22 protein-coding genes and 1 tRNA gene are annotated in these 22,058 nt (G+C 44.3%); 9 read left to right on the forward strand and 14 right to left on the reverse strand.

Features of this window, described 5'->3' with window-relative positions; all coding sequences use genetic code 11:
* Positions 1-91: 91 nt before the first annotated feature.
* The 10 genes from NQ560_RS13480 to NQ560_RS13525 form a co-directional block, all read right to left on the reverse strand.
* Positions 92-1,792, reverse strand: a complete 1,701-nt coding sequence (locus NQ560_RS13480) for an acetyl-CoA carboxylase carboxyl transferase subunit (protein WP_005333206.1) — start codon at positions 1,790-1,792, stop codon at positions 92-94.
* Positions 1,793-1,836: 44 nt separating this feature from the next.
* Entirely contained in the window at positions 1,837-3,177 is a 1,341-nt protein-coding gene (locus NQ560_RS13485) for an acetyl-CoA carboxylase biotin carboxylase subunit (protein WP_040015523.1), read from the reverse strand.
* Positions 3,178-3,186: 9 nt separating this feature from the next.
* A complete protein-coding gene (fabZ, locus tag NQ560_RS13490) occupies positions 3,187-3,615 on the reverse strand; it encodes a 3-hydroxyacyl-ACP dehydratase FabZ (RefSeq protein WP_005333191.1) in 429 nt (142 codons plus the stop codon).
* Positions 3,616-3,624: 9 nt separating this feature from the next.
* Positions 3,625-4,107: an acetyl-CoA carboxylase biotin carboxyl carrier protein gene (accB, locus tag NQ560_RS13495; protein WP_005333190.1), complete on the reverse strand. Its 483-nt coding sequence runs from the start codon at positions 4,105-4,107 to the stop codon at positions 3,625-3,627.
* A gap of 14 nt (positions 4,108-4,121) precedes the next feature.
* Positions 4,122-5,378 (reverse strand): beta-ketoacyl-ACP synthase II, encoded by a 1,257-nt coding sequence (fabF, locus tag NQ560_RS13500; RefSeq protein ID WP_005333189.1) that lies wholly within the window; start codon positions 5,376-5,378, stop codon positions 4,122-4,124.
* A gap of 31 nt (positions 5,379-5,409) precedes the next feature.
* A complete protein-coding gene (gene fabG / locus NQ560_RS13505) occupies positions 5,410-6,147 on the reverse strand; it encodes a 3-oxoacyl-[acyl-carrier-protein] reductase (RefSeq protein WP_081445667.1) in 738 nt (245 codons plus the stop codon).
* Between the two features lie 34 nt (positions 6,148-6,181).
* A complete protein-coding gene (fabD, locus tag NQ560_RS13510; protein ID WP_005333186.1) occupies positions 6,182-7,090 on the reverse strand; it encodes an ACP S-malonyltransferase in 909 nt (302 codons plus the stop codon).
* A gap of 21 nt (positions 7,091-7,111) precedes the next feature.
* Positions 7,112-8,059, reverse strand: a complete 948-nt coding sequence (fabK, locus tag NQ560_RS13515) for an enoyl-[acyl-carrier-protein] reductase FabK (protein WP_040015495.1) — start codon at positions 8,057-8,059, stop codon at positions 7,112-7,114.
* 64 nt (positions 8,060-8,123) lie between these two features.
* Positions 8,124-8,351 (reverse strand): acyl carrier protein, encoded by a 228-nt coding sequence (acpP, locus tag NQ560_RS13520; protein WP_005333177.1) that lies wholly within the window; start codon positions 8,349-8,351, stop codon positions 8,124-8,126.
* 15 nt (positions 8,352-8,366) lie between these two features.
* Positions 8,367-9,359 carry a beta-ketoacyl-ACP synthase III gene (locus tag NQ560_RS13525; RefSeq protein ID WP_040015494.1) on the reverse strand — a complete coding sequence of 331 codons (993 nt, stop codon included), beginning with the start codon at positions 9,357-9,359 and terminating at the stop codon, positions 8,367-8,369.
* Between the two features lie 211 nt (positions 9,360-9,570).
* Between NQ560_RS13525 and NQ560_RS13530 the strand changes: the two genes are divergently transcribed.
* The 8 genes from NQ560_RS13530 (at position 9,571) to NQ560_RS13565 (ending at position 16,868) form a co-directional block, all read left to right on the forward strand.
* Positions 9,571-10,689 (forward strand): DUF4317 domain-containing protein, encoded by a 1,119-nt coding sequence (locus NQ560_RS13530; protein WP_040015493.1) that lies wholly within the window; start codon positions 9,571-9,573, stop codon positions 10,687-10,689.
* A gap of 116 nt (positions 10,690-10,805) precedes the next feature.
* The gene (locus tag NQ560_RS13535) at positions 10,806-12,029 is read left to right on the forward strand and encodes an NRAMP family divalent metal transporter (RefSeq protein WP_005333169.1); all 1,224 of its coding nucleotides are present in this window, start codon (positions 10,806-10,808) and stop codon (positions 12,027-12,029) included.
* A gap of 13 nt (positions 12,030-12,042) precedes the next feature.
* The gene (gene pxpB, locus NQ560_RS13540; protein WP_040015492.1) at positions 12,043-12,771 is read left to right on the forward strand and encodes a 5-oxoprolinase subunit PxpB; all 729 of its coding nucleotides are present in this window, start codon (positions 12,043-12,045) and stop codon (positions 12,769-12,771) included.
* Position 12,772: 1 nt separating this feature from the next.
* On the forward strand, positions 12,773-13,777 hold the full coding sequence (locus NQ560_RS13545; RefSeq protein ID WP_005333165.1) for a 5-oxoprolinase subunit C family protein: 1,005 nt from the start codon (positions 12,773-12,775) through the stop codon (positions 13,775-13,777).
* A gap of 18 nt (positions 13,778-13,795) precedes the next feature.
* Entirely contained in the window at positions 13,796-14,257 is a 462-nt protein-coding gene (accB, locus tag NQ560_RS13550; RefSeq protein WP_005333164.1) for an acetyl-CoA carboxylase biotin carboxyl carrier protein, read from the forward strand.
* A gap of 11 nt (positions 14,258-14,268) precedes the next feature.
* Positions 14,269-15,615, forward strand: coding sequence for an acetyl-CoA carboxylase biotin carboxylase subunit (gene accC / locus NQ560_RS13555; protein ID WP_005333162.1), 1,347 nt, complete (start codon positions 14,269-14,271; stop codon positions 15,613-15,615).
* A 303-nt stretch (positions 15,616-15,918) separates the two neighbouring features.
* Complete coding sequence (locus NQ560_RS13560) at positions 15,919-16,689, forward strand: LamB/YcsF family protein (protein ID WP_005333160.1); 771 nt, start codon at positions 15,919-15,921, stop codon at positions 16,687-16,689.
* Between the two features lie 96 nt (positions 16,690-16,785).
* Positions 16,786-16,868: transfer RNA gene (locus NQ560_RS13565), tRNA-Leu, on the forward strand.
* Between the two features lie 157 nt (positions 16,869-17,025).
* On the opposite strand, the gene NQ560_RS13570 is transcribed toward NQ560_RS13565, so the two are convergent.
* Positions 17,026-17,952, reverse strand: coding sequence for a SufB/SufD family protein (locus NQ560_RS13570; protein WP_005339494.1), 927 nt, complete (start codon positions 17,950-17,952; stop codon positions 17,026-17,028).
* 17 nt (positions 17,953-17,969) lie between these two features.
* Positions 17,970-18,695: an ABC transporter ATP-binding protein gene (locus tag NQ560_RS13575; RefSeq protein WP_005339492.1), complete on the reverse strand. Its 726-nt coding sequence runs from the start codon at positions 18,693-18,695 to the stop codon at positions 17,970-17,972.
* Positions 18,696-19,048: 353 nt separating this feature from the next.
* Here NQ560_RS13575 and NQ560_RS13580 point away from each other — a divergent pair, with 353 nt between their 5' ends.
* On the forward strand, positions 19,049-20,824 hold the full coding sequence (locus NQ560_RS13580) for a putative bifunctional diguanylate cyclase/phosphodiesterase (RefSeq protein WP_005333150.1): 1,776 nt from the start codon (positions 19,049-19,051) through the stop codon (positions 20,822-20,824).
* On the opposite strand, the gene NQ560_RS13585 is transcribed toward NQ560_RS13580, so the two are convergent.
* Together NQ560_RS13585 and NQ560_RS13590 are read right to left on the reverse strand one after the other, a co-directional pair.
* Positions 20,787-21,395 carry a nucleotidyltransferase family protein gene (locus NQ560_RS13585; RefSeq protein ID WP_005333149.1) on the reverse strand — a complete coding sequence of 203 codons (609 nt, stop codon included), beginning with the start codon at positions 21,393-21,395 and terminating at the stop codon, positions 20,787-20,789. The two genes, NQ560_RS13580 and NQ560_RS13585, sit on opposite strands and share 38 nt — an antisense overlap.
* An 18-nt stretch (positions 21,396-21,413) precedes the next feature.
* Complete coding sequence (locus NQ560_RS13590) at positions 21,414-22,058, reverse strand: potassium channel family protein (protein ID WP_005333148.1); 645 nt, start codon at positions 22,056-22,058, stop codon at positions 21,414-21,416.

The raw sequence follows: 22,058 nt of genomic DNA on the forward strand, positions 1-22,058 counted from the left end.
CAAAGAAGTCAACCTGCTCCTGCATTCCTTCTGAATTCTCTGACACTTGCATTTTACAGACAACTTTGCACTTATATATTTCAGATCCTGCTTACATCCGACGGAAGCGTTCATATCGGGAATCCACTAATTCTTGGATGTCTTTGTTTGTATATTCCTCCAGATACCCTTCGATATTTTTCTCCAGTTCATCTGCAATATTGCTCATCGTTTCTGCTGTAAAATGTTCTGGTTCTGCAAACACCTTCTCTACAATCCCCATTTCTTTTAAATCTGCTGCTGTCAGACGCATAACTTTTGCAGCCTGCGCAGCTTTCGTACTGTCCTTCCATAAAATGCTTGCAAAGCCTTCTGGTGAAAGAATGGAATAAATGGAATTCTCCAGCATCCATACCTGGTCTGAAACCGCCATTGCAAGTGCGCCGCCGCTTCCACCTTCTCCGATAACAATACTAAGTATCGGGGTCTTCAGCGCTGACATCTCATACAGATTTCTTGCAATCGCCTCTCCCTGGCCGCGCTCTTCTGCGGAAATTCCGCAAAATGCTCCCGGCGTATCTACGAAGCAAATGACCGGGCGGTGGAATTTTTCTGCCTGCTTCATAAGACGCAATGCCTTCCGGTAGCCTTCTGGTGACGGCATACCAAAATTGTGTCCGATATTCTCTTTTGTATTCTGTCCCTTCGCCTGGGCAATGACTGTCACTGCTCTTCCGTGAAAGGTTGCGATTCCTCCAACAATTGCCGGATCATCGGCAAAATACCGATCTCCATGCAGTTCTACAAAATCCTGGAACAAAGCTTGTATATAGTGACCTGCAACCGGGCGGTCATTTCTTCTGGAAATCTGTACACGATCCCAGGCTTCCAGAGTTTTTGATCTGGTTTTTCTATTTTGAAATTCTTTTGTTGCTTTTTCGACTTTTTCATTTCCAGTCTGATGCATTTTCAGGATTTTTCCCAGCGTCTGCCGCATCTTCTGGCGTTCTACAATCTGGTCTACAAATCCATGTTCTTTTAAGAACTCGGATCTTTGGAATCCTTTCGGAAGTTTCTGACCGATCGTCTGCTCAATGACACGAGGACCTGCAAATCCAATCAGTGCTCCCGGCTCTGCCAGTATGATATCTCCAAGCATAGCAAAACTTGCCGTCACGCCACCGGTTGTTGGATCTGTCAGCACCGTAATATAAAGAAGTCCAGCGTCGCTGTGACGTTTCAGTGCAGCGGATGTCTTTGCCATCTGCATCAAAGACACGATTCCTTCCTGCATTCTTGCTCCGCCAGAGCATGTAAAGATGATAACCGGAAGCTTTTCTTCTGTCGCACGTTCTACCATTCTTGTAATTTTCTCACCTACGACTTCTCCCATGCTCGCCATTAAAAAACGTCCGTCACAGACTCCAAGCGCTGTCTCAATTCCATGAATTGCAGCTTTTCCAGTCACCACTGCCTCATCTAATCCAGTTGTTTGTTTTAATGCTTCCACCTTTTCCGGATACCCTTTGTATCCAATCGGGTTCGTATTTTCAATTCCTCTGTCCCACTCTTCGAACGTATCCTCATCTGCAATTGACCGAATCCGCTCCGGTGCCGGCATGCGAAAATACCCATGACATTTCGGGCAAATATATCCGCCTGTTATAACGTCCTCTGTAATAATTGCTTTCTGACATTTGTTACATTTACACAGAAGTCCCTCCGGAACTTCCGGGCTTTGGTGTTTCCCACCGATATGCCCTTTTTTTCCGGAAGGACGTCTTGTTTTCTTAAACATATTATCTAACTTCATATGTCCACTCCTTATACTCTTTCACTCCACGGTTGTTGTATGCCTTAATGCTTTATAGTATCTATGAAATTCACATTAAATTCTCCGGATTGATATACCGGGTTATTTAATAATTCATAGAGATAATCCACATTCGTGTCGATGCCCTCAATAATAACCTCTCCAAGTGCGCTCTGCATTTTCTGGATTGCTTCATCCCGGTTCTTCGCCCAGACGATGAGCTTTGCAACCATGGAATCATAATATGGAGAAATGCTGCATCCACTGTAAATTGCGGAATCTACACGGATTCCTTTTCCTCCCGGCAAATGAAGATCTGTAATGGTTCCAGGTGACGGCCGGAATCCTTTTTCCGGATTTTCCGCATTGATCCGGCACTCAATGGCATGCCCATTGATTTCAATATCCTGTTGAGTAAATGACAGCTTCTGTCCATCTGCAATACGGATCTGTTCTTTGATCAAGTCAATTCCAGTCACCCACTCAGTCACCGGATGCTCCACCTGAATTCGGGTATTCATCTCCATAAAGTAAAAGGCATCATTGTTCTCTAAAAGAAATTCAATGGTTCCGGCATTGACATAGCCTGCGGCTTTCGCAGCTTTTACTGCTGCCTCTCCCATCTTCTTTCGAAGCTTTGAAGACAACGCCGCTGACGGAGCCTCCTCAATCATTTTCTGATGATTTCTCTGAATAGAGCAGTCACGTTCTCCGAGATGCACTACATTTCCATAGGAATCTGCCAGAATCTGAAATTCGATATGTCTCGGCTCCTCCATAAAATGTTCAATATACATGGTATCATCGCCAAACGCCATCTGGCTTTCCTTCTGTGCGGTCTGAAAGCTTTGCGTGAATTCTTCTTCGGAATATGCCACACGCATGCCTTTTCCACCTCCGCCGAGGGCAGCTTTTATAATAACCGGGTAACCGATTTCCCGTGCAAGCAAAAGTCCGGTATGCACCTCACAGACTGGCTCCTTACTTCCTGGAATGACCGGAACACCTGCTGCTTCCATCGTATTTCTTGCTTCCTGTTTATTGCCAAGCTTTGCAATGACATTTGCCGGCGGTCCGATAAAGGTAATTCCGCACTGCTCACACAGTTCTGCAAATTTACTGTTCTCTGACAAAAAGCCAAAACCCGGGTGAATGGCGTCTGCCCCACTCACCACCGTTGCACTGATAATATTCTCCATACTTAAATAACTCTGAGATGACGGTGCCGGTCCGATACAGACCGCTTCATCTGCAAGCTTTGTATGAAGGGCTTCTGCGTCTGCCTCTGAATATACTGCAACCGTCTCAATTCCCATTTCCCGGCACGCACGGATAATCCGAACTGCAATCTCACCACGGTTCGCAATCAAAATCTTCTTAATCACACAGATCACCTACCCTACTGCAAATGTCAGTACCGCGCTGACTACTTTTTTACCGTCCACTGTAGCGACAGCCTCTCCGACACCAATCGGTCCTTTTTTCCGGATAATTCTTGTTTCCAGACGAAGCTTGTCCCCCGGCACGACCTTTCCTTTGAATTTGCATTTATCAATTCCGCCAAAATATGCGACTTTTCCCTGATTCTCCGGCTCACTTAAAATCGCTACCGCACCTGCCTGTGCCAGCGCTTCCACGATCAGCACACCCGGCATGACCGGCTCCTGTGGAAAATGTCCGGCAAAGAACTCTTCCCGGTAGGAAACACATTTGTACGCCACTGCATACTCACCCGGCTCGTAATCTTCTACATAATCCAATAACAGAAACGGATGTCTGTGAGGTATGATTTCCTGAATCTGTTTAATATCCAAATGTTTCATGATAACCTCCTACGCAATTCTGAATAATGGCTGGCCGTACTCTACTGCCTGGCCATTCTTTACAAGAATCTCCGTGACTGTTCCATCAAAATCACTCTCGATTTCATTCATCAGCTTCATGGCCTCAATAATTGCAACCGACTGACCTTTTTTCACGGAATCGCCAACCTGAATAAATGGCTCTGCATCCTCTGCCGGAGCCGCGTAAAATGTTCCCACAAGCGGAGCTTTGACTACATTTCCAACAGGAGCCGCCTCAGATGTCCCAGTCTGTTTCTGTACGCCTTCTTCTAAATCTGTGGCTGCTTTAGAAGAAGCACCTGTAACTTTCACAGCTTCCGGTGTAACAGCCTGCACTGCCGCAGTCGTTCCCATCACCAGGTTCTCTTTCTTATTCAGCTGCAATTTTATACCATTTTCTTCATATTTAAATCCAGTCAGGTCTGACTCAGAGACTTTATCAATCAGTTTCATCAACTGTTCTACATCCATTTCCAGGTTCCCCCTTACGCTTCATACTTCTGAATTAAAATTGTTGCATTGTGTCCGCCAAATCCAAGTGAATTGCTCATGGCTGCCTTGATTTCTTTCTCTACCGGACTTCCAATTGCATAATTTAAGTCACATTCTTCATCGGCCTCTTTTGTTCCGACCGTCTGATGGATAAATCCATCTTCCATGCTTTTGACACAAGTAATAAATTCTACTCCGCCTGCTGCTCCAAGCAAGTGACCGATCATGGATTTCGTAGAGTTGATCACCACGTCTTTCGCTGCCTCGCCAAATGCTTTCTTAATGGCGCGTGTCTCGAACAGGTCATTGTGATGGGTACTTGTTCCATGGGCATTGATGTAATCTACCTGTGCCGGTGTAATCTGGGCCTCTTCCATGGCAAGCTCCATTGCCTTCGCTGCACCGCTTCCGTCTTCTGCCGGAGAAGTAATATGATAAGCATCCCCTGTACATCCGTAACCGGTCACTTCTGCGTAAATTTTTGCCCCACGCGCTTTTGCATGCTCCAGCTCTTCCAGCATTACAACTCCCGCACCTTCACCAAGTACGAATCCATCCCGGTCTTTATCAAATGGAATGGAGGCACGAAGTGGATCGGTAGAAGCAGAAAGTGCTGTCAGTGCTGTAAATCCGGCAATACCAAGTGGGCATACACAGCCTTCGGTTCCTCCTGCAAGCATCATATCTGCGTCACCATACTGGATTGTACGGAATGCATCACCAATACAGTTCGTTCCTGTGGCGCAGGCAGTTACGACATTGCTGCATTTTCCACGGAATCCTAACTGAATTGATACATTTCCCGCTGCCATATTGGAAATCATCAAAGGCACCATAAGCGGATTCACTCTTGCCGGTCCCTTGGTCAGAATTTTTTCATAGCTCTGCTCTGCTACCTGAAGACTTCCAATTCCGGAACCAATCATCACACCAGCGCGAAATGGGTCTTCTTTTTCAATCTCCAGTCCAGAATCTTCATAAGCTTCTCTGGCTGCTGCAACCGCATATTGAGAAAATGCTTCCATACGTCTGGCTGCTTTTTTATCCATATGATCTCCCGGCACAAAGTCTTTGACTTCTGCTGCCAGTTTTACTTTATAATCTGTAGTGTCGAACTTTGTGATCTCACCAATTCCAACCTTACCTTTGCGGATTCCGTCCCAAAATTCAGCTACACTATTTCCAATTGGAGTAATTGCACCAAGTCCGGTCACGACCACTCTTCTTTTTAAGACTTTATTATTTGCCATCTTTTTTGTACTCCTTCCCCTGCATCACTTTCTACATTACCATGCCGCCGTCTACATGCAGCACTTGTCCGGTAATATAAGAAGCATCTTCCGATGCGAGAAATGCAACTGCTTTTGCCACCTGCTCAGGCTCTCCAAATTTTCCAAGAGGAATCTGGGCAAGCGTAGCCTCTACAACCTTTTCCGGCAGGCTCTGCGTCATATCAGTATCAATAAATCCAGGAGCTACTGCATTCACAGTAATTCCTCTGGAGCCAAGCTCTTTTGCCACAGCTTTTGTAAGTCCGATGATTCCGGCCTTAGAAGCTGCATAATTGGCCTGTCCTGCATTCCCAGACACACCAACTACAGATGAAATATTCACGATGCGCCCGCTTCTTTGCTTTAACATCTGTCTGGATACTGCCTGGATCGTATGAAATGCACCTTTTAAATTCGTATCTAACACAGCGTCAAAATCTTCTTCTGACATCCGCATCAACAGACCATCTCTTGTAATACCTGCATTATTCACCAGCACATCCAGATGTCCGTATTCTGCGATCACATTTCCAATAAATTCTTTACATGCCACGTTGTCAGAAACATCACATTTATATATAGAAGCTTCTCCTCCATTTTGCTCAATTTCTGTCTTTAATTCCTGTGCTTTTTCCTCGCTGCCACAGTAATTGATCACAACATACATGCCCGCTACTGCCAGCTCTCTTGCGATTGCCGCACCAATTCCACGGGAAGCTCCTGTCACAACTGCTACCTTTTTTTCCATTTTATTTATAACTCCTGTCATTTTCGCCTTGTTTCTATATGATCTTTTCCAGATCTTCCCATGTTGTTACATTGCAGACCTTGACGCTTCGGTCGATCTTTTTCATAAATCCTGCCAAAGTCTTGCCCGGCCCGATTTCGATAAATGTATCAACTCCGTCTGCGATCATTTTCTCCATGCTCTGTTGCCAGCGAACGGACGATGTAAGCTGTGTCACAAGTAATCCCGGACTCTTACGAACATCCGTAACTGCTTCTGCCGTCACATTTGTAATATAAGGGATCATAAGCTCATGAAATTCTGTCTTATCTAGCTCCATTTCCAGTTCCTTTGCCGCCGAGAGTAAGAGCGTAGAATGAAACGGACCACTAACATTTAACATTACGGTACGTTTTGCACCCGCCTCTTTCAAATGTTCTGCCGCTTTTTCAACTGCTTTTGTTTTTCCTGTAATAACAATCTGACCCGGACAGTTATAGTTCGCTACAGACACACCTTCAATCTCTGCTGTCACTGCTTCGATTTTCTCTGCATCTAATCCAAGAATCGCGCACATAGCGCCTTCTCCTGCCGGAACTGTATGCTGCATCAAAATTCCACGTTTTCTCACAAGGCGGATCGCATCGATCGGCTCCAGCCCGCCGGCCACAGAGATGGCTGCGTATTCGCCAAGGCTCAGTCCCGCTGTAATATCTGGTTTTACTCCACGTTCCATCAGAACTTCTGTCATGGCAAGGCATGTTGTTACCATAGCCGCCTGTGTATATTCTGTCTGGTCTAAGAGATCATTTTCCTCAAAACACAATGCTTTCATATCCAGCCCCAGCTGTTCGCCTGCTTCATCAAAGAGCTTTCTGACACTGGCGCTGTTTTCGTAAAAATCTGCACCCATGCCACATTTCTGCGCCCCTTGTCCCGGATAGATAAATGCAATCTTACTCATATATTTCTTATCCTCCAATTACTACACTTCGGTTTCATACAGATTCAGAGTGCCTATCAAAGCGTCTGTTTCTCTGACCAGTTTTTGGATCAATGCCTGACAGCTCATCTGCTCATTTACCAGTCCCGCGATCTGGCCTGACATGACACTTCCAGTCTTCACATCACCGTCTACGACAGCTTTTCTAAGACCTCCAAGAGTCATAAGTTCCAGTTCTTCAAATGGAGCACCTTCCTGTTCCATCTTCAAGTATTTTTTTGTCATCTCATTGCGAAGTGCCCGTACCGGGTGTCCTGTTGTACGTCCTGTGACTCTTGTATCAATGTCACTTGCCTTTAAAATCTTATCCTTGTAATTCTGGTGCACCTGTGCCTCTTCTGTGACAACAAATGCAGTTCCCATCTGTACAGCCTTTGCTCCCAGCATAAATGCTGCTGCAATTCCTCTTCCGTCTCCGATTCCACCTGCGGCAATAACCGGAATATCGACTGCATCAACGACCTGTGGTACAAGTGTCATAGTCGTGCTCTCTCCGACATGTCCGCCAGACTCGCAGCCTTCTGCAACAATTGCATCTGCTCCTGCCCGCTCCATACGTTTCGCAAGAGCCACAGAAGCAACAACAGGAATTACTTTCACTCCTGCTTCCTTCCACATTTCCATATATTTTCCCGGACTTCCGGCTCCAGTCGTCACGACCTGGACATCTTCTTCCACAATTACTTTCGCAACATCAGCCGCATAAGGGCTCATAAGCATAATATTCACTCCAAATGGTTTGTCCGTCAGCTTGCGTGCTGCCCGTATCTGCTCGCGCACCCACTCTGCCGGAGCACTGGCGGCACCAATAAGTCCAAGACCACCTGCTTCTGAAACAGCAGCCGCCAGATGATGCTCAGCTACCCATGCCATACCACCTTGGATGATCGGGTATTTTATTCCGAGAAGTCTTGTTATTTCTGTCTGCATAATTTGTTTCCTTTCTTGCATTCACACTTCTAAAAGAGTCTGCAATTTGTCGAAGGCTATATCTTTATTCTTTATGTGCTTCCACGTATTTCACTACGTCGCCGACTGTTTTGAGTGTTGGAAGGTCTTCTTCCGGAATTTCGATCTCATATTCATCTTCTAATGCTGTTACCATCTCGAAGAGGTCTAAGGAATCTGCGTCTAAATCCTCTTTGAAATCTGCACTCTCTGTAACCTTCTCCACATCAATTGCTAAATTCTCTGCGATAATCTCTCTAATCTGCTCTAACATAATTTTTTTCTCCTTTTACCATTCAATAATTGTTGCGCCCCAGGTCAGGCCTGCCCCGAATCCTGCCAGCACGATTTTCTGTCCTCGTTTTAATCTTCCGTCTCTATTCATTTCATCTAACAGAATCGGAATACTTGCGGAAGATGTATTTCCATACTCTTCCATGTTCATTGGGAATTTTTCGACCGGTTCGCCCATTCGTTTTGCTACGGCTTCCAGAATTCTCCGGTTCGCCTGATGTAAAATGTACCAATCGATTTCTTCTGGTTTTACTTCATTTTTTTCCAGCACTTCCTGAATGACTTCCGGTACCTGCTTAATTGCAAACCGGAATACTCCCTGACCGTCCATCTGCATGAGATAGTCTTCACTGTTCAAATGTTTCCCGCCAATCTCATCATTTTTCTGAAAAGGAAGTCCATTCTCCTCTCGCTTACTGTAACACAAAAGCGCCTCTCCTCGAGTCCCGTCAGAATGTGCCGCCGGAATATAACTGGCTCTTTCATCTTTTTTTATTACTGCTGCACCGGCGCCGTCTCCGAAAAGAATACACGTCCCACGGTCCTTCCAGTTCGTCAGCCTGGACAGCGATTCACTTCCTACGATCAGAACTGTCTGATAAATCCCACTTTCTATGTATGCCAATGCTGTATTGTATGCCAGTACAAACCCGGTACATGCTCCATTTAAATCAAAACAGACTGCTTTGTCTGCACCAATGGCCTTTTGCACTTCGCATGCGCCACATGGAATAATGACATCCGAAGAAATCGTGGACATCAGAATCAGATCCAGTTCTTCTGGCAAAACTCCTGCATTATCAAGAGCTCGTTTTGCAGCTTCATTCGCCATGGACACGGTCGTCTCTTTCACTGCAATATGGCGTCTCGCAATTCCGGTCCGTTCTCTGATCCATGAATCACTTGTCTCTACAAGCTCTGCAACCCCATCATTATCCATAACATAATCCGGGACACAGGAGCCTGTTCCACAAAATCTTGCACTCATATCTTTCCTTTCTGAAGTTTTTCTTTGAGCTTCAATTTATTTGAGTTTCAATTATTTTGACCTTCAAAGTATACATAACAAAAAAAGCTTTGTCAAGAACATTTTTCTTAAATCAGACTTTTCTCCTCTTCCAAAACCCATTGATTTTCCCCCGAAAACTCTCTATACTATCTTTTATGGTAACTATATCGTAAGGGAGTGTATCTGATTTATGAATAAAAAAGAAGTTTTGGAGATCCGCAAGCAGTTTACCCCGGAAAACTGCACAATTACCCGTATCTGCGGCTGTTATGTGGATCATGAAAAAGAGAAAAAAATGGAGATGAAAAAAGCTTTTCTTTCCATGCCGGAGGAAGAAGCTTTCAAGTATTTTGACATTTTCAAGCATACATTATCCGGAACTGTTGGCAAGAACCTGATGACTATGGAATTCCCGCTGGACCAGGAGCTGGAAGGCGGCGCGCAGGAGCTCCTTTTAAGGCTGCGCGATACGAAACTTACTGATGATCTGCTTTTGGAAGAATTCTACGACAAGGTTATTGAGAACTACGAATTCGCGGAAAACTACTATATTATATTGATTCATGCTGCATACGATGTGCCGGGGAAATCTTCCGATAATATGGAAATGTTTGACGCTTCCGATACCGTATATGAACATATCATGTGCAGTATCTGCCCGGTAAAATTGACGAAAGCCGGACTTACATATAACGCCGAAAAGAACAATATTGAAGACCGTATCCGTGACTGGTTCGTGGAGATGCCTGCGACCGGTTTTCTCTTCCCGGCTTTCCAGGATCGTGCAAGTGACGTTCATCACGTCCTGTACTACTCCAAGAAACCAGAAGATCTCCAGCCTGACTTTATTGCAAATGTACTTGGCAATATTACACCGCTTACTGCAAAGGATCAAAAGACAACGTTCCAGTCTCTTGTCAGTGATACACTCGGTGAGGATTGTGACTATGACACCGTCCGCAATATCCACGACAATCTGAATGAACTTATGGAAGAAGCCAAGGAATCTCCTGACCCACTGGAGCTGTCCCGTCCAGACGTGAAACACCTGTTAGAGCGAAGTGGAGTCCCGGAAGAAAAAATGGAACATTTCGATAAGAATTTTGAGGAAGCTGTCGGTGAGAAAAATACTCTCCTTGCTTCCAACATTGCCAGTGTCAAAACTTTCCAGATTGAGACACCTGATATTGTAGTAAAAGTTAATCCGGAAAGATCCGACCTCGTAGAGACCCGTGAAATCGATGGAAGACGTTGTCTTGTCATCGCGATTGACGACCATCTTGAGGTAAATGGCATCGAAGTCCGTTAAAATGTAGTTAAAAACAGAAAGTTTTTCTAAACTTTCTGTTTTTTATTTGCGTATTCCCCCGAGTTTCTGTATAATTGTATACTATACAAAATGATTTATCGAAAGGAAGAGTAGTTATGGAGAAAAACACAAACAAAAAAAGTGCCAGTGCTCTCATTGGCGCAGCATTTCTTATGGCAACCTCTGCAATTGGTCCTGGATTCCTTACACAGACAGGACAGTTCACAGGAAACCTCAAAGGAAGCTTTGGCTTCGTAATCTTAGTATCAGTTATTTTAGCAGCAATCGTTCAGCTTAACGTATGGAGAGTCTTATGCGTATCCGGTATGCGTGGCCAGGATGTTGCTAACAAAGTTCTGCCAGGTCTTGGATATGTGATCGCCTTCCTCGTTGTAGCCGGCGGACTTGTATTCAACATTGGTAACGTTGGCGGCGGTGCCCTCGGATTCAACAGCTTGCTTGGCATCCCGACTACATATGGCTGCTTCCTCGCAGGAGCAATCGCAATCTGTGTATTCCTTTACAAAAATGCATTAGATGCAATGGACACACTGACAAAAATTCTTGGTGGTATCATGATCGTCGTTATTTTTGTTGTCATCCTGATTGTAAAACCACCAGTAGGAATGGCTGTAAAGGAAACATTTGTACCAACTGCTCCTATGGACAGTATCTTCCCTGCAATTCTGACACTTCTTGGCGGAACTGTTGGCGGATACATCACATTTGCCGGTGCACATCGTCTGATCGATGCCGGTATTACAAAAGAAGAGAATTTAAAAGAGATCAACAAGAGTTCTGTTATGGGAATCGGAATTGCAACGATTGTTCGTATCTTGCTGTTCCTTGCAATCTTAGGCGTTGTTGTTGAGACTGCAACTTCCCCGGCTACAACTCTTGATGCAAGCAACCCGGCTGCCGACGCATTTTTACAGGGTGCAGGTCAGATCGGATACCGTTTCTTCGGACTGGTACTTTTGTGTGCGGCTGTTACATCTATCATCGGATGCGCCTACACATCTGTATCTTTCCTGAAAACTTTCAGCAAGACAATTGCCAACAATGAAAAATGGTTCATCGTTGGATTTATCGCTCTTAGCACCGTTGTTATGGCTCTCATCGGACAGCCTGCAACTCTGCTCGTATTAGCAGGTGCCCTCAACGGACTGATCCTTCCTATTACATTGGGAGTATGTCTGATCGCATCTCAGAAGAAGTCTATCATGGGCGAGAACTACAAACACCCAATCGTGCTTCTGATCCTTGGAATTATTGTAGTTGTAATCTCTGCATACCTTGGAATCACTTCCCTTGGAAAGCTGAGCGCACTGTTCGGATAAGGAGATGTTTTTTATGGAAGAAATTAAAATCCACACAGCCGGTGACTCTTCTGTCCTGATTGAATTCGGACAGGAGATCTCCCCGGAGATCAATGCAAAAATTACGGCCTTCGTCCATCTGATGAAGGCCCAGCATGTTGAAGGAGTCAAAGATATGATTCCTGCATTTACAAGTCTTCTGATCAACTACGATCCAAGAGTTGTAAATTACGGCGCATTAAAAGAGCGTCTGGAAAAGCTGTTAAAACTTGAGGTCAGCCAGGAAACTGCTCCATCACGGATCTTTGATATTCCGGTCTGCTACGGTGGCGAATATGGACCTGACCTGGAAAATATCGCAATGCATGCCAATCTTTCTACTCAGGAAGTAATTGATATCCACAGCAGTGAAGACTATCTGATCTACATGCTCGGATTCCTTCCTGGATTTTCTTATCTTGGAGGACTGGACAAACGGATCCACACACCAAGACTTGCAAATCCGCGTATTAAGATTCCGGCAGGAAGCGTCGGCATCGGCGGTTCCCAGACGGGAATCTATCCGCTCGACTCCCCTGGAGGCTGGCAGCTTCTGGGGCTGACTCCGGTAAAGACTTATGATCCGAACCGCGAGATTCCAATCCTTTTCGAAGCCGGTGATTATATTCATTTTGTACCGGTCACAGAAAAAGATTTTCTTGAGATTAAAGAACAGGTGAATCAGGGAACTTACGAGTGTGTGATTCGCCAGAAAGGAGTGTAATATGGGAATTCGCATTTTAAAAGGCGGAATGCTTACAACTGTACAGGACAGTGGGCGCCCGGGCTATCAGAGCCAGGGGTTCGGCGTATCTGGTGTTATGGACCGCCGCTCCTTCAAAATTGCCAATCTTCTTCTGGATAATCCGGAAAATGAAGCAGTTCTCGAATTCACTCTTCTTGGACCAACACTGGAATTTACTTCCGAGACGATCATCGCTATCACGGGAGGTGATTTTCAGCCACAGGTCAACGGAAAGCCTGTGAAAATGTATACGGCGCTCTATATGCACCGTGGAGATATCCTCTCATTTCGTGGCTGCCGTACCGGAAGCCGCGGCTACATCGCATTTTCCAGTTATCTGGAAATCCCGGTCGTTATGGGAAGCCGCTCTACCAACATCAAATGTGGACTTGGAGGATTTAAGGGACGCCGCCTCTTAGACGGTGACTATATCAGCTTCCGTGCCAAAAGAAGATACTTGCCTTATTTCCTGTCTAGAAGCCTGGATCTCAACGAGTTTGATCAGGACAACATTACACTGCGCGTGATTATGGGACCACAGGACGATGCATTTACCGCGGCAGGAAAAGAGACATTTCTATCTTCCGAATATGTTGTAACGAGTGAGTTCGACCGCATGGGCTGCCGTCTGGAAGGACCATTTATTGCATCAAAGTCAACAACAGACATTATCTCTGATGGAATCGCATTCGGTTCTGTTCAGGTACCTAGCCATGGAAAACCAATCATTCTGCTGGCAGACAGACAGACTACCGGCGGATATGCGAAGATTGCTACGGTCATCTCTGTAGATATTCCAAAACTGGTTCAGAGAAAGACAGATCATAAAGTGAAGTTCCAGGCAGTTACTGTAGAAGAAGCTCAGGAACTCCTTGCACTGGAAGCAAAAGAAATGAACGAATTCAGACATCAGATCTACCAGCCTTGTAAAGAGGTTCTGGACTGCCGTCTGGTCGCAAAACGAATCAGCAAATTATTCCAGTAAAAAGAAAGGAAGGACATCATGAATTTAGATAAAATTGAAAAGCTTGTAAAGATTATCGAAGAGTCTTCCCTGCAGGAATTTTCCATTCAGGAAGGCGATATTAAAATAAAAATGAGTAAACGCGCAGGCGAAACCGTTGCCGTCCCATTTGCACCAGGTATGGGAATGCCGGTTGCAGGAACTGCTGCACCGGAAGCTGCTACTGCAGATGAGACTTCTGGAGAAGTGGAAGAAGAAACATACATTACTTCCCCGATTGTCGGAACATTTTACTCCGCACCTTCACCAGAAGCTAAAGCTTTCGTAAAAGTCGGTGACCGCGTAAAAGCCGGCGAGACTGTATGTATTCTGGAAGCTATGAAACTGATGAATGAGATTGAAAGTGATTTTGACTGCGAGATCGAGGCCGTTCTTGTCAGCAACGAACAGAGAGTTGAATATGGTCAGCCACTCTTTAAAGTAAAGAAGCTTGACGACTAAGGAGGAGTTCCATGTTTCATAAAATATTGATTGCAAACCGCGGAGAGATTGCTGTTCGTATTATCCGCGCCTGCCGTAATATGGGTATCCGCAGCGTAGCAGTCTATTCCAAAGAAGATAAAGACAGTCTTCACGTACAGCTCGCCGACCAGCGTATCTGTATCGGTGAAGGCCCTGCCAGAAACAATTACCTGAATATGCAGCAAATTGTCACAGCTGCCCTGAACATCGGAGCCGATGCGATCCACCCTGGATTTGGTTTCCTCTCTGAGAATTCAGACTTTGTACGTCTGTGCGAAGAACACGGTATTACATTTATCGGACCAAGTGCAGATGTTATCGACAGCATGGGAAATAAATCCCACGCCAGAAAGACAATGATGGAGGCCGGAGTTCCGGTCGTTCCAGGTACGAAAGATCCAGTCTACGACGTAGAGACCGGCGAAAAGCTTGCAGACGAAATCGGTTATCCGGTTATGATCAAAGCCTCCTCCGGCGGAGGTGGAAAAGGTATGCGTGTCTCCCGCTCTAAAGATGATTTTGAATTCAACTTCAACATGGCTCAAAGAGAGTCTGCCAACGCATTTGGCGATGACACCATGTACATTGAAAAATATATTGAAAACCCACGCCATGTAGAGATCCAGATCATGGCTGACACTCATGGAAATGTAGTGGCTCTCGGCGAACGTGACTGTTCTGTACAGCGCAACCACCAGAAGTTGATTGAAGAATCTCCTTCTCCGGCTATCACAGCCAATACCCGCGCTTCCATGAACCACGATGCCGTTCTTGCCGCAAAAGCTGTTGGTTACACAAATGCCGGAACGATCGAGTTCATTCTTGACCAAAGCGGAACTTACTATTTCATGGAAATGAATACCCGTATTCAAGTCGAGCACGGTGTCACAGAAATGGTTACAGGCACAGACCTGATCATTGAACAGATCCGTGTTGCCATGGGCGAGCCGCTTAGCTTCACTCAGGAAGAGGTCACACCACGCGGACATGCCATTGAGTGCCGTATCAACGCTGAAATTCCGGAGAAAAACTTTATGCCAAGTCCTGGTGTGGTAAAACATTTGCACCTTCCTTCTGGAAATGGTGTGCGTGTTGATACCGGTCTTTACACTGGCTACCGCATTCCTTCCGAGTACGACTCCATGATCGCGAAAGTTATCGTTCATGCACCGGACAGAGATGCTGCAATCCAGAAAATGCGGTCTGCGCTGGACGAGATGGTGATTCTGGGCGTTGAGACAAATCTGGACTTCCAGTACCGGATCATGAAAAATCCTGAATTCTGTGAAGGAAATGCAGATACTGGATTTATTGAGCGGTTGTTAAAAATTGATTAATTATCTTGCTGAAATAATTTTCAAACAATAACACTAAGAGCAGAAGCATTACCCCAGCCTCCGTTATGCAAAACATTCCGATGAGACTTATGCTTCTTGCTCTTTTTTTCGTGTTGAAAATCCATGTTTTACATATCTCATATGCAATTTTTATGTTATTATATATGTAATTAGTCAATGTTTTGAATATTTATAATTTGTGTAGAAGTCATGTATGTGGAAAGGTAGATATATATCTACAGAACCTTCTGATTTTCTATATAAATTATTGAATTTTATAAAAGAAGGGCAGGTTATGTTATTATGTACAAAGTTGATTTAAATAGTGATTTAGGTGAGAGTTTTGGCCGTTATACGATTGGAAATGATGACAAGATTATTCCACTGATTTCTTCTGCGAATATTGCATGTGGTTTTCATGCATCTGATCCGGTTGTGATGACGACCGCGATCGAGCAAACGAAGGAGGCCGGGATTCAGATTGGTGCGCACCCGGGATTTCCGGATCTGATGGGATTTGGACGTAGAAATCTGGCCGTTTCTCCGGCAGAAGCAAAAGCGTATACTCTGTATCAGATCAGCGCTCTTGGAGGTATGTGCAAAGCCCATAATATGCGCCTGCAGCACGTAAAACCACATGGAGCCCTCTATAATATGGCTGCAAAAGATTATGAGCTTTCTAAGGCTATCTGTGAGGCTATTAAGTCCTATGATCCGGAAATCATCGTAATGGGACTCTCTGGCAGTGAAATGATCCGTGCAGCAAAAGATCTGGGGCTTAAAGCAGCCAGCGAAGTATTTGCAGACCGCGCTTATGAAGAAGACGGAACACTTGTGAACCGCCGCAAAGAAGGTGCAGTCATCAAAGACGAGAACGAAGCAATTGCCCGCGTGATCCGCATGGTAAAAGAGCAGAAAGTTACAACAATCACCGGAAAAGATATTTCCATTCAGGCTGATTCCGTATGCGTTCACGGTGATGGCGAAAAAGCTCTTCTTTTCGTTGAGAAAATCCGAAAAGCTATGGCAGAAGAAGGTATTACGATCAGCCCATTAAAAGACATTTGTAATTAACTTTCCTTCCACCGAAAGAACAACAACAATTTTTCAAAAAAATTCAAAAAAGTGTTTGCATTTTCCGTCAACCTATGATATCATATCTTTTGTCGAGCGGAGATGGCGGAATGGCAGACGCGCTAGATTCAGGTTCTAGTGGGAGCAATCCTGTGAGGGTTCAAGTCCCTTTCTCCGCATTGGACATAAGATGCAAGACACCGTAAACTCGAGGGTTTATGGTGTTTTTCTTTGCTCAAAAATAGAAAAGGGGGCAAAAAAGGGACACCCCTAATCAACGATGAGGACGTAGCACTTTAACAAAGTACTACGTCCTCAGTTATTTTTTAACATTTTTTAGTTCAGGAAGTTTTCGATTATGACTCCTTCTGCTTCTTCTTCTGTCATTCCCAGTGTACGGAGTTTTACAAGTTGCTCGTCGTTGATCCTTCCGATAGCCGCCTCATGGATAATTGCTGCGTCTACATGTTTTGCGTTAATCTCCGGAATAGAGCTGACTTCTGCGTGATCCATGATAATAGAGTCGCATTGTACATGAGCATGGCAGAGATTTTTACCGACTGCTCTTGGGTGAAATATCTGCCTGGAGCTGCCTTTTGCAACGGATCTGGATACGATCTGTGCAGAACTTCCTTCACCATTCATTTCTACCATCATATTGGAAGTTGCTTCCTGGTTTCCATGTGTCATCAGCTTCTCTATAACGTACAGTTTTGAGTTTGCTTCCAGATATACATTATTCTCACGTACAGTGGAATCTACACCTTTTATCTGTGCGGTATCAAGTGTAAATACGGAATTCTCGCCAAGATAAACTTCTGTGACCGGGTTGAGGACTCTTGTTCCTGTTCCTTCGCCTTCTCCATAATGTTTCTCCACATAACGTACGTTGCAGTTTTTTTCTACGTGAAATGTGTGGATTCCATCATGGCGGCTTTCATTGCAACCGCTGTTGTGAATTCCACAGCCTGCAACAATCGTTACATTTGCTCCTTCTTCTATATAAAAATCATTATAAACCACATCGGTCATTCCTGTGGCATCTACAACGACCGGAATATGTACTTCTTCTCCATCTGTCTTACCATCGATATAAATGTCGATGCCCGGCTTATCCTGCTTTTTCTTAATTTTGATATGCTCGCTGTCACCGTGGCAGAGGGCAATTCCATTGTGTCGTAAATTAAATGCACCTGACTGTTTAAATCCACTTGCATCGATCTGTTCCAGTACTTTTTTTGTAATTTCATCTAACGTCATCATATTGCTTTCCTCCCTCCTTATCTGCATGTCAGACAGCTATAAGAATCTGCTGTCTTTCCTAATAGTTGTGGAAGGATCTCGTCAGTTGCTCCAATGGACGCGATCTTACCGTCTTCGATGACCATGATCCGGTCTGCCATCTGAATGATTCTCTCCTGATGTGAAATGAGAACCAGACTTTCCTTCTTTTCTTTGTGGATTTTCTCGAACTGTTCGATCAGCATGGAAAAACTCCAAAGGTCTATTCCTGCCTCCGGCTCATCAAAAATACATAATTTGTGCGATTTTGCAAGTACGGTTGCAATCTCCAGACGTTTCATTTCACCGCCTGATAGTGTGCCGTCCACTTCTCTTTCAATGTACTCATTTGCGCAAAGACCGACCGTACTTAAAAGCTTACAACACTCTTCTCTTTTTAATTCTTTACCTGCTGAGAGTGACAACAGCTTCATAACAGTCATTCCTTTAAATCTCGGTGGCTGCTGAAATGCATAACCGATTCCTGCATCTGCTCTGTGATTGATATCATAATTGCTGATATCCTCTCCATCTAAAATAATCTGCCCGGCGCTTGCTTTTTCAATTCCCATTAAAACTTTCGCAAGTGTGGACTTTCCTCCACCATTTGGTCCGGTAATGACAAGCATCTCGCCATCCGCAACATCGAAACTGATGTTTTCAACAATGCTTCTCTCTACTCCATTCTCCTGAACCTGGAATGTAAGATTCTTTACCTCCAGCATAACATAATCTCCCTTCTGACCCATATCAGATTTCAAAATGTCCTGGCAAAAGCCCCAGACACCTTTCTATTATAAATCATGTGAAAAATGTTGTCACCTTTTATTCCAAGTGATTTAGTATATTTTACATTTTTTTCTTCCTGATACTCCATGCCTCCAGCCGCGTCACCTCTATTTTATTTCCTGCCTCTAATCGCGTCACCTCTATTTATCAAATTCAGAATGTGGAAAATTTTTCCATAAGAATTTTCCCCTTTCTTTTTCCTCTCCATGTTGAACTCATATTTGACGAATGTTATAATAGTAATTGGCGTAAAATGAATTGATAATTTTGATAACAGGAGGACTTCTTTATGCCTAATTACCCGGACTCAATCCAGGATCTAGAACCGCTTAGCGGTCTATATATAAGAAAAAGATTTTTAAATGAAGTGCGTACTTTTTTGGACCAGAAGCATCCGCAAGGCTGGTGTATTGTAGCCATCGATATTGAGAATTTTAAATTATTCAATGACTGGTACGGGCAGGACAGCGGTGATTATCTGCTTCTGGAAATTGCTGCCTATCTTCGAAACCTTCACCAGGAAGATAACTACATCACCGGACACTTTAGTGCCGATGACTTTTTTATCTGCATGCCAGATGACGGTCACAAACTCCGCCACATTTATGCAACAATTTATCATTACATTGATAAACTGGAACAAGATGATAGTTTCCTTCCATCCATCGGCGTCTATCGGATTGAAGACGAATCTCTGAATGTCAGCACGATGTGCAACAATGCGCAGATTGCGGCTTCCAGTGTTGATGGAAAGATTGGAAACAGAATCTGCTATTTCGAATCCGGCATGGCTAAAAAAATAGAATTAAAGCAGCGTATTCTCCGGGATGCTCGTCATGGACTGGAAAATCACGAATTTATCTTCTATCTTCAGCCCAAATGTAACATGGCGACCGGTGAACTGGTCAGCATGGAGGCGCTTGCCAGATGGCAGAAATCTGACGGAACTTTTGTCTCACCTGAAGAATTTATCCCACTGTTCGAAAGCAGTGGATTTATTACCCGCTTTGACATGTACATCTGGAAATCTGTCTGCAAGACTTTAGCCGCCTGGCAGGATAAAGGCTGCAAACTTGTTCCGATTTCCATCAATGTCTCTATGATAGACATTACGAATATTGACGTGCCTCAATATTTGTCAATGCTTACAGAGCAGTACCACATTTCCCCAGAATATCTGCCTGTGGAAATTACAGAATCTGTCTTTGCAGAGAGCAACACCATTGTAAAAAATACTATTACCCGTTTCCACAAAAAGGGTTTTTACGTGCTCATGGACGATTTTGGCAGTGGATATTCTTCTTTAAATGTGTTAAAAGACGCGAATGTAGATTATCTGAAACTAGATATGAAGTTCATGCAGATTGATGCAAAGAATAAAGGAAAAGGAATTCAGATTCTGAAATCTATCGTAGATATGGCTTACCGGCTTGGTCTTGTAATCATCGCAGAAGGTGTTGAGACAAAGGAACAGTCCGAGATTCTGAAATCCATGAACTGTAACTATGGTCAAGGATTTTATTTTCACAGACCTATGTCGGTAGAAGCTGCTGAGGAACTCATTCAGACGATTCCAATCGAGAACTTCCGGGCCGCCCATGAACAGGTCAGCCGGATTCGTAATGTCTGCGAAGCGCTCCCTGATTCTCCGGAAATGTGGAAGTTAGGTGACAATATTTTCCGGATTCTTCTGGATCATATGCTTCTGCTCTCCAGATTTAATCTGATTACCGGAGGTATGGAAACGATCAAAAGAGATTCGTCTCTTGCAGGTTTTGGAATTGAATATGAAACCGATTATCAGACCTACATGTCCCGCCTACTGGACGAACAGTTAGTCCATCCGGACGATGCAGATGAATTTCGCTCTATCATGACTCTCGACCAGCTTCGTTTGCGTATGTTCCATGAAAAAGGATCTGTCATCTATCGCTTCCGCAGAAAATTCAAAGCCGGATATTTCTGGACATCACTGGAACTTTTCCCGGATACTGAATGTTCCAAAGAAAATCCTTGGGTCGTTATGGTTATTCATGAATCTCCGTCAGTGAATCCAGATCTTTAAGCTCTGACGCTGGCATTTCAAACATCTGGACATCGTCCAGGTGTTTTTTTAATACACATTTTCCCCCCACATCACCTTCAAGTTTTTTTAGTTCCTCGTAATATTTGTATGCAAAAATCACAGGATTCCCCATTCTTCCAGCATTTTCACTAACCAAGATACCTTTCTTTGAGACTTCCCATGTTTCCACCATGTTTTCAAGTGATTCTCTTGTCAGATATGGCTGGTCTGCCACTGCAAACATACAGCCTTCCCTCTTTCGGCTGCCTGTTTTTCCACATTTTTCTTCCAATTCTATGAGCTTTTCCACTCCAAGACGGATAGAGCCGGATATTCCGGCTTCCGGATGTGGATTATTCACGGTTTTCATGTACGGAAAATGTGCTTCTATGTCATAGATGATCTCTTCATACTGCGTCACAATCACTATGGTATCTAAAAGCCCTTTCTGCCACAATGCAGCTACAACTTCCAGTCCGTAGCGGTACATACATTTTCCATTCAACCTATATAACAACTTGTTCGAGCCAAACCGGGTGCTGTTGCCCGCTGCCAGAAAAATCAAATTCATTCGTTTTTCTCCATTCTTCTACTGTATAGCTTCCAGTGCCTGATTTGATCCAATCAAAATCAGAACATTCCCTTCCTTCAGCTGTTCTTTTGGATCTGGATTGACTTCTACTTTGTCTCCCATCTTGATTCCCACAACAATAACGTCATAACTTTTTCTTACATCTAACTCTAAAAGCGTCCTGCCAACCCATTTTTCCGGCACTTCTGTTTCGACCAAGCTATAATCCGGTGAGAGCGCGATCCAGTCCGTAAAGTTTGCAGACATCAGATTCCTTGCCACACGCATTCCCATCTCTTTTTCCGGAAAAATAACAGAATCTGCTTCGATTTTCTCAAGCACTGTTGCATGAAGTTCATTTTTTGCCTTTGCCATAACATATGGAACACCAATTTCCTTGCACACAAGTGTTGCCATGATACTCGCTTCCATATTGTCTGATGCCGCTACTACAACTCCATCCAGATTCCTCGTTCCAAGCGAACGGATAAAATCTGCATCTTCAATGTCTGCTTTCATAGCATAGGACACCTGATTCGCAATTGCCTCCACACGCTCCATATTTGCATCGATTGCAACCACTTCACAACCTAATTTTTGAAGCTCAATGGCAACACTTTCTCCAAAACTACCTAACCCAAATACCGCATACTGCTTCTTCAC

The organism is Dorea formicigenerans (genome assembly GCF_025150245.1).
In the GTDB taxonomy this organism is placed as follows: Bacteria; Bacillota; Clostridia; order Lachnospirales; family Lachnospiraceae; genus Dorea; species Dorea formicigenerans.

Bases quoted from the DNA above. Each gene is read 5' to 3' on its own strand.
- NQ560_RS13480 (WP_005333206.1), bottom strand. From the start codon at position 1,792: ATGAAGTTAGATAATATGTTTAAGAAAACAAGACGTCCTTCCGGAAAA.
- fabZ (WP_005333191.1), bottom strand. From the start codon at position 3,615: ATGAAACATTTGGATATTAAACAGATTCAGGAAATCATACCTCACAGA.
- accB (WP_005333190.1), bottom strand. From the start codon at position 4,107: ATGGATGTAGAACAGTTGATGAAACTGATTGATAAAGTCTCTGAGTCA.
- fabF (WP_005333189.1), bottom strand. From the start codon at position 5,378: ATGGCAAATAATAAAGTCTTAAAAAGAAGAGTGGTCGTGACCGGACTT.
- fabG (WP_081445667.1), bottom strand. From the start codon at position 6,147: ATGGAAAAAAAGGTAGCAGTTGTGACAGGAGCTTCCCGTGGAATTGGT.
- fabD (WP_005333186.1), bottom strand. From the start codon at position 7,090: ATGAGTAAGATTGCATTTATCTATCCGGGACAAGGGGCGCAGAAATGT.
- fabK (WP_040015495.1), bottom strand. From the start codon at position 8,059: ATGCAGACAGAAATAACAAGACTTCTCGGAATAAAATACCCGATCATC.
- acpP (WP_005333177.1), bottom strand. From the start codon at position 8,351: ATGTTAGAGCAGATTAGAGAGATTATCGCAGAGAATTTAGCAATTGAT.
- NQ560_RS13525 (WP_040015494.1), bottom strand. From the start codon at position 9,359: ATGAGTGCAAGATTTTGTGGAACAGGCTCCTGTGTCCCGGATTATGTT.
- NQ560_RS13530 (WP_040015493.1), top strand. From the start codon at position 9,571: ATGAATAAAAAAGAAGTTTTGGAGATCCGCAAGCAGTTTACCCCGGAA.
- NQ560_RS13535 (WP_005333169.1), top strand. From the start codon at position 10,806: ATGGAGAAAAACACAAACAAAAAAAGTGCCAGTGCTCTCATTGGCGCA.
- pxpB (WP_040015492.1), top strand. From the start codon at position 12,043: ATGGAAGAAATTAAAATCCACACAGCCGGTGACTCTTCTGTCCTGATT.
- NQ560_RS13545 (WP_005333165.1), top strand. From the start codon at position 12,773: ATGGGAATTCGCATTTTAAAAGGCGGAATGCTTACAACTGTACAGGAC.
- accB (WP_005333164.1), top strand. From the start codon at position 13,796: ATGAATTTAGATAAAATTGAAAAGCTTGTAAAGATTATCGAAGAGTCT.
- accC (WP_005333162.1), top strand. From the start codon at position 14,269: ATGTTTCATAAAATATTGATTGCAAACCGCGGAGAGATTGCTGTTCGT.
- NQ560_RS13560 (WP_005333160.1), top strand. From the start codon at position 15,919: ATGTACAAAGTTGATTTAAATAGTGATTTAGGTGAGAGTTTTGGCCGT.
- NQ560_RS13570 (WP_005339494.1), bottom strand. From the start codon at position 17,952: ATGATGACGTTAGATGAAATTACAAAAAAAGTACTGGAACAGATCGAT.
- NQ560_RS13575 (WP_005339492.1), bottom strand. From the start codon at position 18,695: ATGCTGGAGGTAAAGAATCTTACATTCCAGGTTCAGGAGAATGGAGTA.
- NQ560_RS13580 (WP_005333150.1), top strand. From the start codon at position 19,049: ATGCCTAATTACCCGGACTCAATCCAGGATCTAGAACCGCTTAGCGGT.
- NQ560_RS13585 (WP_005333149.1), bottom strand. From the start codon at position 21,395: ATGAATTTGATTTTTCTGGCAGCGGGCAACAGCACCCGGTTTGGCTCG.